The sequence below is a fragment of the Amaricoccus sp. genome, from assembly GCF_017993425.1.
Classification (GTDB): Bacteria; Pseudomonadota; Alphaproteobacteria; order Rhodobacterales; family Rhodobacteraceae; genus Amaricoccus.
The window spans coordinates 52,464-59,594 of record NZ_JAGOMQ010000027.1 but is presented as its reverse complement, the minus strand read 5'-3'; the positions used below and the strand labels follow the sequence as shown (position 1 = coordinate 59,594).

The 7,131-nt window shown below is 71.3% G+C and carries 8 protein-coding genes; 3 read left to right on the top strand and 5 right to left on the bottom strand.

The genetic code is table 11. The features are described 5' to 3' along the window. The 5 genes from KBB57_RS13680 to KBB57_RS13660 all read right to left on the bottom strand — a co-directional run. Positions 1-375, bottom strand: a 375-nt coding sequence (locus KBB57_RS13680; RefSeq protein WP_290751169.1) for an amino acid permease, incomplete at its 3' end; no start/stop codon positions are given. A 438-nt stretch (positions 376-813) separates the two neighbouring features. Continuing rightward, a complete protein-coding gene (locus KBB57_RS13675; protein WP_290751167.1) occupies positions 814-1,911 on the bottom strand; it encodes a TRAP transporter substrate-binding protein in 1,098 nt (365 codons plus the stop codon). A gap of 42 nt (positions 1,912-1,953) precedes the next feature. Further along, on the bottom strand, positions 1,954-3,399 hold the full coding sequence (locus KBB57_RS13670) for a TRAP transporter large permease subunit (RefSeq protein WP_290751165.1): 1,446 nt from the start codon (positions 3,397-3,399) through the stop codon (positions 1,954-1,956). Positions 3,400-3,427: 28 nt separating this feature from the next. Next, on the bottom strand, positions 3,428-3,955 hold the full coding sequence (locus KBB57_RS13665; RefSeq protein ID WP_290751163.1) for a TRAP transporter small permease subunit: 528 nt from the start codon (positions 3,953-3,955) through the stop codon (positions 3,428-3,430). Positions 3,956-4,083: 128 nt separating this feature from the next. Further along, positions 4,084-4,593, bottom strand: coding sequence for a hypothetical protein (locus KBB57_RS13660; RefSeq protein WP_290751160.1), 510 nt, complete (start codon positions 4,591-4,593; stop codon positions 4,084-4,086). A 100-nt stretch (positions 4,594-4,693) separates the two neighbouring features. On the opposite strand from KBB57_RS13660, the gene KBB57_RS13655 reads away from it, so the two are divergent. Genes KBB57_RS13655 through trpC form a run of 3 tightly spaced genes read left to right on the top strand, consistent with a single transcriptional unit; the run spans position 4,694 to position 7,121 of the window. Continuing rightward, positions 4,694-5,281: an aminodeoxychorismate/anthranilate synthase component II gene (locus tag KBB57_RS13655; protein ID WP_290751157.1), complete on the top strand. Its 588-nt coding sequence runs from the start codon at positions 4,694-4,696 to the stop codon at positions 5,279-5,281. Further along, on the top strand, positions 5,278-6,318 hold the full coding sequence (gene trpD, locus KBB57_RS13650; protein ID WP_290751155.1) for an anthranilate phosphoribosyltransferase: 1,041 nt from the start codon (positions 5,278-5,280) through the stop codon (positions 6,316-6,318). Before KBB57_RS13655 ends, trpD begins: the two co-directional genes overlap by 4 nt. Continuing rightward, positions 6,315-7,121: an indole-3-glycerol phosphate synthase TrpC gene (gene trpC, locus KBB57_RS13645; RefSeq protein WP_290751153.1), complete on the top strand. Its 807-nt coding sequence runs from the start codon at positions 6,315-6,317 to the stop codon at positions 7,119-7,121. The genes trpD and trpC overlap by 4 nt, the downstream gene beginning before the upstream one ends. Positions 7,122-7,131: the final 10 nt, after the last annotated feature.

The following is a 7,131-nucleotide window of genomic DNA, read 5'->3' as shown; positions in this document are numbered from 1 at the left end:
GAGCCCGACCTTGTAGTTCGGGAACAGGTGCTCGATCACCGTCGGCAGCGCCACCGCCTCGAAGGCGACCACCGAGACGTAGCCGAGGATGATCGCCCAGGTGCAGAGGAACGAGCCGCCCATGCCGAAGGCGCGATGGCTGTAGACGTGCTCGCCCCCGGTCAGCGGCATCGCCGCCGCCAGCTCGGCATAGGTAAGCCCGATCAGCACCACCGCGATCCCGCCCACGCCGAAGGCGATCATCGCGCCGAGCGCGCCCGCCGCCTCCACCCAGCCGCCCGCGAGCACGACCCAGCCCCAGCCGATCATCGCCCCGAAGGCCAGCGCGATCACCTCGCGCTTGTCCAGCACCCGCTCGAAACTCTCCTGCGCCATCTGTCCCCCTTCCGTCGGGCGCCACACGGAATGGCCGCACGTCCGTGACGCCGTTAGTCGCGACTCGCATGGCCGCATCCGCCAAGCTAGGCGGGCGGGTCCGGACCTGTGAAGCCGTTTTGTCATGGAAGCCGCGCGGCTTGGCGGCGGCGTCACCCCGCTCCCCGCCTCGCGCCCCCGCCCCCGGCAGTCGCCCGGCGCGACCGAAGCGGGCTCCGCCCGCGAGGCCCGGCGCGACAAGCGAAAGCATTGCTTTCGCCGCGCCGACGGCCGGAGCGCGTTGGCGCGGAAGCCGTCAGGGGTTCAGATTTCTCCGTGAGCGGGCGACCACAGACGGATTTGGCGACGGACAGATCCGTCCGGCGGCGCCGTCGCGACCGGACTTCCGGCCGCGAGGCAGGCCGGCGCCCCGCGAGGGAGAGGCGCCGGCGGGAACCGTCAGCCCTTGCTGCGGTTGCGGATCATGAACGTGTCGTAGGTGTATTCCGCGACCTGCCACCACAGGTAGCCCTCGTTGCGGAACGCCTTGACGTTGTCGATGATCGTCTTGAAGTCGGCGTTCGTCGCCGAGATCTCGTCATAGACCTCGTGCGCCGCGGTATAGGCCGCGTCGATCACGTCCGCCGGGAACTGCTTCAGCTGGGCGCCGCCGGCGACGAGGCTGCGCAGCGCGCCCGAGTTGCGGGCGTCGTACTTCGCCAGCATGTCGGTGTTCGCATAGGCCGCGGCGTTGGTCAGGATCGCCTTGTACTCGGGGCTCAGCTCGTTCCACTTGTCGAGGTTGACGAAGAAGTGGATGGCGGGACCGCCCTCCCAGAAACCCGGATAGTAGTAGTAGGGCGCGACCTTGTAGAAGCCGAGCTTCTGGTCGTCATAGGGGCCCACCCACTCCGCGGCGTCGATCGTGCCACGCTCGAGCGCCGGATAGATGTCGCCGCCCGGGATCTGCTGCGGCACGACGCCGAGCTTCTCCACGACCTTGCCGGCGATGCCGGCGATCCGCATCTTCACGCCCTGCAGGTCGGCGAGGGAGTTGATCTCCTTGCGCCACCAGCCGCCCATCTGCACGCCGGTGTTGCCGCCCGGCATGCCGTAGAGGTTGTGCTTGGCGTAGAAGGCGTTCATCAGGTCGTTGCCGCCGCCCTCGTAGAGCCAGGCGTTCATCAGCCGCGCGTTCAGCCCGAAGGGCACCGCGGTGCCGATCGCGAAGGTCGGGTCGATGCCCCAGTAGTAGTACGAGCAGGTATGCGCCATCTCGACGGCGTTCTTGCCGACGGCCTCGGCGGCCTGCGGCGTCGGCACGATCTCGGCGGCCGGGAACACCTGGATCTCGAAGTTGCCGCCGGACATCTCCTTGACGTGCTCGGCGAAGGTCTCGGCGGCGCCGAAGATGGTGTCGAGCGAGCGCGGGAAGCCCGAGGTCAGCCGCCAGGCGACCTTCGGCTGGGTCTGCGCGATGGCCGGGGCGGCCAGGACGGCCGCGGCCGCCGCGCCGCCGCCGGCGGCCTTGAGGAAGTTGCGCCTCCGGAGGGTCATTCCAAGTCTCCCATGCTGGTCCGGTATGTTTCTCTTGCGTCGTCAGTTCAGGTCGAGCGGCGGCGGGGCGCCGAAGTCCGGACTGCCGAGGTCGCCGCCCGGATCGGGCAGGCCGAGCCCCTCCAGCGCCTTCTCCACCGCCGCCGGATCGAGCGTCTCGTGCGTGCCGATCCAGTAGGTCACCGATTCCGGCCAGAAGATCAGGATCGCCACCAGCACCAGCTGCAGCACGATCCACGGGATCGACCCCCAGTAGATCTCCGTCGTCTTGATCGAGGGCGGCGCGATGCCGCGCAGGTAGAAGAGCGCGAACCCGAAGGGCGGATGCATGAACGAGGTCTGCATGTTCACGCAGAGGAGCAGGCCGAACCAGATCAGGTTGATGTCGAGCGCGTTCGCCACCGGCACCAGCATCGGCACCACGATGAACACGATCTCGAAGAAATCGAGGAAGAACGCGATGAAGAAGATGAAGATCATCGTGAAGACCAGGAAGCCGGTCTGACCCCCCGGCAGGCTCGACAGCAGGTGCTCGATCCAGCGGCCGCCGTTCACGCCCTGGAAGACGAGGCTGAACACCGTGGCGCCGAGCAGGATGAACACCACCATCGCCGTCAGCCGCGCCGTCGAGGCCATCGCCTGCCACATCAGGTCGTTGCGGTAGCGCCCGTGCAGCATGGCGAGCGCGATCGCGCCGACCGCGCCCATGGCGCCGGCCTCGGTCGGGGTGGCTAGGCCCATGAAGATCGTGCCGAGCACGAGGAAGATCAGCACCAGCGAGGGCACCATCCCCCACAGCACCTTCGACGCCAGCGCCCAGCCGCGCAGCGTGCGCGCCTCCAGCGGCAGCGCCGGCACCCGCCAGGGCTGGAAGATCACCACGCCGATGATGAAGAGGATGAAGAGCCCGACCTGCAGGATCGAGGGGCCGATCGCGCCGAGATACATGTCGCCGACCGAGACGCCGAGCTGGTCGGCGAGCACGATCAGCACCAGCGAGGGCGGGATCACCTGGGTGATCGTGCCCGCCGCGGCGATGACGCCGGTGCCGATCTTCATGTCGTAGCCGTAGCGCATCATCACCGGGATGGTGATCATGCCCATGGCGATGACCGAGGCCGCGACCGTGCCGGTGATGGCGCCGAGGATCGCGCCGACCACGATCACCGCGAAGGCGAGGCCGCCCGGGATCGGGCCGAAGAGCTGGCCGAAGCCCTCGAGCAGGTCCTCCGCCAGGCCCGATCGCTCGAGGATCGTGCCCATGAAGGTGAAGAACGGGATGGCGAGCAGCAGGTCGTTCGACATGATGCCGAAGATCCGGTAGGGCAGCGCCTGCAGGAACTCCGGCCCGAAATAGCCGACCTCGATGGCGAGGAACCCGAAGGAGAGCCCGAGCGCCGCCAGCGAGAAGGCGACCGGGAACCCGAACAGCATGAAGACGATCAGCCCGGCGAACATCGCCGGCGCCATGTAGCCGTATTCCAGCATCAGGCGCGGCCTCCGGGGTTGGCGGGGGTCACTGCAGCGGCCTCTCGTATTCGGGGGTCGCGTCGCCGTAGCCGCGCAGCGCGGCGATGCGCTTGACGAGCTCGGCCGCGCCCTGGAGGAGCATCAGCGCCATGCCGAGCGGCAGGAGCGCCTTGACTGGCCAGAGCGGCAGCCCGCCGGCGTTCATCGACATCTCGCCGGCGTGGTAGCTCGACAGGAAGGATTCCCACGCCATGACGCCCACCATGGCGGTCACCGGGAACAGGAAGAAGATGATGCCGACCACGTCGATCCAGAGCTTCGTCCGCTCCGAGGCCATGCCGTAGAACAGGTCGACCCGGACATGCTCGTTGACCTTGAGCACCCAGGGCGCTGCGAGGAGGAAGATCCCCGCGAACATCTGCCACTGGATCTCCAGCCAGGCGTTCGAGCTGAGGTTGAGGAGGTAGCGCGAGGCGGCGTTTCCGGCGCTGATCACGCAGGAGAGCAGCACCAGCCAGGTCGCGATCCCCGCGAAGAACCTGCTAATACCGTCGATTCCAGCGGCGATACGCAACAATCCCGCCAACCGCGCCGTCTCCCTGTCATGCCGTTCTTCGCCGGCCAAGCCGCAGGGTGGTAGCCGCTGGCGACCGATCCCGCAAGCATCCATGGCTTGCGAAGCCGAATCTTGCTTAACTCAGATCAATTATTGCGCAGCGGCGCGGTCTCCCGGGCCGCGTTCTCCGGAACCGCGGTTCCCGGCGCCATGTTCTCCGGGACCGCGTTACCCGGGGCGGCGGTCGCCGGCGCCGCGCTCTCCGGGGCCGCGGTCGCTGGGGCCGCGCCGTCCTCCGGGGCCGCGCCCTCCCGGTCCGCCAAGGCCGGCGGCGGGACCAAGGAGCCGGGCGCGGCGCCCGCGACGGCCGGACGCACGGGGCCGACGGGCGCAAGGCTCGGGCCCGCCGGGGCCTCCTCCTCCGCGCCGATCAGCGGCGCCGGCGCGACCGGCCCGAGCGCCGGCGGCGAGGCGGGCGCGGCGCCCACCTCCGGCGCACCGGGCGCATGCGGCGCGCCGGATTCCACCGCCGGCGGCTCCGGCGGCAGCGGCGGCCGGGCGAGCGCCAGCGCGACCAGCGCCGCCGCCGCGACGACGAGGCCGAGGAGAAAGCCCCGCCCGAAACCCATGCCCCGCATCTCCGTCTCCGCCGCCACGCGCCGACCTTTCCCGCTTGACCCCGTATCGCGCCAGGGGCCATCTATACGGCGCACCGGAGCGGGCGTCAGCCCCGAAGCCCTCGAAAGGCCCGCGAAAATGCTGCTGCTGATCGACAATTACGACAGCTTCACCTACAACTTGTTCCACTATCTCGGCGAGCTCGGGGCCGAGACCGTGGTGCGCCGCAACGACGAGCTGGATGCGGCCGCCGCGATGGCGCTCGATCCCTCCGCGATCATCCTCTCGCCCGGCCCCTGCGACCCCGACCGCGCCGGCGTCTGCCTGCCGCTGATCGCGGCGGCGGCGAGCCGGGGCGTGCCGCTCCTCGGCGTCTGCCTCGGCCACCAGGCGATCGGCCAGGCCTTCGGCGGCAAGGTGGTGCGGGCCGCGGCGATCATGCACGGCAAGATCGACGACATCCGCCACGACGGGACCGGCGTCTTCGCCGGCCTGCCCTCGCCGTTCCGCGCCACCCGCTACCACAGCCTCTGCGTCGAGCGCGCCAGCCTCCCCGCCGACCTCGTGGCGACGGCCGACGTCGCCGACGGCACCATCATGGGCCTCGCCCATCGCCGCCTGCCGATCCACGGCGTGCAGTTCCACCCGGAATCGATCGCCTCCGAGCACGGCCACGCCCTGCTCCGGAACTTCCTCGAGACGGCGCGGGCGCGCGTGCCGGCATGAGCGAGCGCCTGAAGCCGCTGATCGGCCGCGCGGTCGAGGGCCCGCTCGGGCGCGCCCAGGCCGAGGCGGCCTTCGCGGCGATCATGGAGGGCGACGCGACGCCCGCGCAGATCGGCGGCTTCCTGATGGCGCTGCGCGCCCGCGGCGAGACGGTCGAGGAATACGCCGCCGCCGCGAGCGTGATGCGCGCCAAATGCGTCCGCGTCCACGCCCCCGACGGCGCGATGGACATCGTCGGCACCGGCGGCGACGGCAAGGGCACGCTCAACATCTCCACCGCCGCCGCCTTCGTCGTCGCCGGCGCCGGCGTCGTCGTCGCCAAGCACGGCAACCGCAACCTCTCCTCGAAATCCGGCGCCGCCGACGCCCTGACCGAGCTCGGCGTCAACGTCATGGTCGGCCCCGAGGTCGTCGAGCGGGCGCTGGCCGAGGTCGGCATCGGCTTCATGATGGCCCCGCTCCACCACCCGGCCACCCGCCACGTCATGCCGGCCCGCCAGGAGCTCGGCACCCGCACGATCTTCAACATCCTCGGCCCGCTCACCAACCCCGCCGCCGTCCGCCGCCAGCTCACCGGGGCCTATTCCCGCGCCGTCATCAAGCCGATGGCGCTCACCCTCGCCGCCCTCGGCTCCGACCGCGCCTGGCTCGTCCACGGCGCCGACGGCACCGACGAGGTCTCCATCGCCGGCGAGACGCACGTCGCCGAGCTGCGCGACGGCCGCGTCACCGAGTTCACCGTCCATCCCGAGGAGGCCGGCCTGCCCGTTCATCCGTTTTCCGCCATCGAGGGCGGCGCCCCCGCCGACAACGCCGCGGCGCTCCGCGGCGTCCTCGCCGGCGCGCCCTCCGCCTACCGCGACGCGACGCTGCTGAACGCCGCCGCGGCCCTCCTCGTCGCCGAGCGCGCCGCCGACCTCCGCGAGGGCGTCGCGCTGGCCGCCGAGAGCATCGACAGCGGCGCCGCCCGGGCCAAGGCCGAAGCGCTCGCCCGCCTCACCACCGCGGCCGCCGCCGGCGCGGGGCCTGAGCGATGAGCGTCCTCGCCCGCATCCGCGACTACAAGCTCGAGGAGGTCGCCGCCGCCAAGGCCGACCGCCCCGGCGAGATCGAGGCCGCCGCCCGCGCCGCCGGCCCCACCCGCGGCTTCGCCGAGGCCCTGCAGCGCGCCTCCTCCGGCGGCGGCTACGGCCTCATCGCCGAGATCAAGCGCGCGAGCCCGTCCAAGGGCCTGATCCGCGAGGACTTCGACCCCGCCGCGCTCGCCGAGGCCTACGAGGCCGGCGGCGCCGCCTGCCTCAGCGTGCTGACCGACGGCCCGAGCTTCCAGGGCGACCCCGGGCACCTCGCCGCCGCCCGCGCTGCCTGCGCGCTGCCCGTCCTGCGCAAGGACTTCATCGTCGACCCCTGGCAGGTCGCCCAGTCCCGCGCCATCGGCGCCGACTGCATCCTGCTCCTCCTCGCCATGCTCTCCGACGACGAGGCCCTCGCCATCGAGGAGGCCGCCTTCGACTGGGGCCTCGACATGCTGGTCGAGATCCACACCGCCGAGGAGCTCGAGCGCGCCAAGGTGCTGCGCTCGCCGCTGCTCGGCATCAACAACCGCGACCTCGCCACCTTCGACGTCGACATCGGCGTCACCCGCCGCCTCGCCCGCGACGTGCCCGCCGACCGGATCATCGTCGCCGAGAGCGGCCTCTCCACCCGCCAGGACCTCGCCCAGCTCGCCCGCTTCGGCGTGCGCTGCTTCCTGATCGGCGAGGCGCTGATGCGCGCCGAGAACGTCGAGCTCGCCACCCGCGACCTCCTGCGCAACCCCTGGACCCCCGAGGCCGGCTGATGGCCCGGGC

Bases quoted from the DNA above. Each gene is read 5' to 3' on its own strand.
- KBB57_RS13675 (WP_290751167.1), bottom strand. From the start codon at position 1,911: ATGACCCTCCGGAGGCGCAACTTCCTCAAGGCCGCCGGCGGCGGCGCG.
- trpC (WP_290751153.1), top strand. From the start codon at position 6,315: ATGAGCGTCCTCGCCCGCATCCGCGACTACAAGCTCGAGGAGGTCGCC.
- KBB57_RS13670 (WP_290751165.1), bottom strand. From the start codon at position 3,399: ATGCTGGAATACGGCTACATGGCGCCGGCGATGTTCGCCGGGCTGATC.
- KBB57_RS13655 (WP_290751157.1), top strand. From the start codon at position 4,694: ATGCTGCTGCTGATCGACAATTACGACAGCTTCACCTACAACTTGTTC.
- trpD (WP_290751155.1), top strand. From the start codon at position 5,278: ATGAGCGAGCGCCTGAAGCCGCTGATCGGCCGCGCGGTCGAGGGCCCG.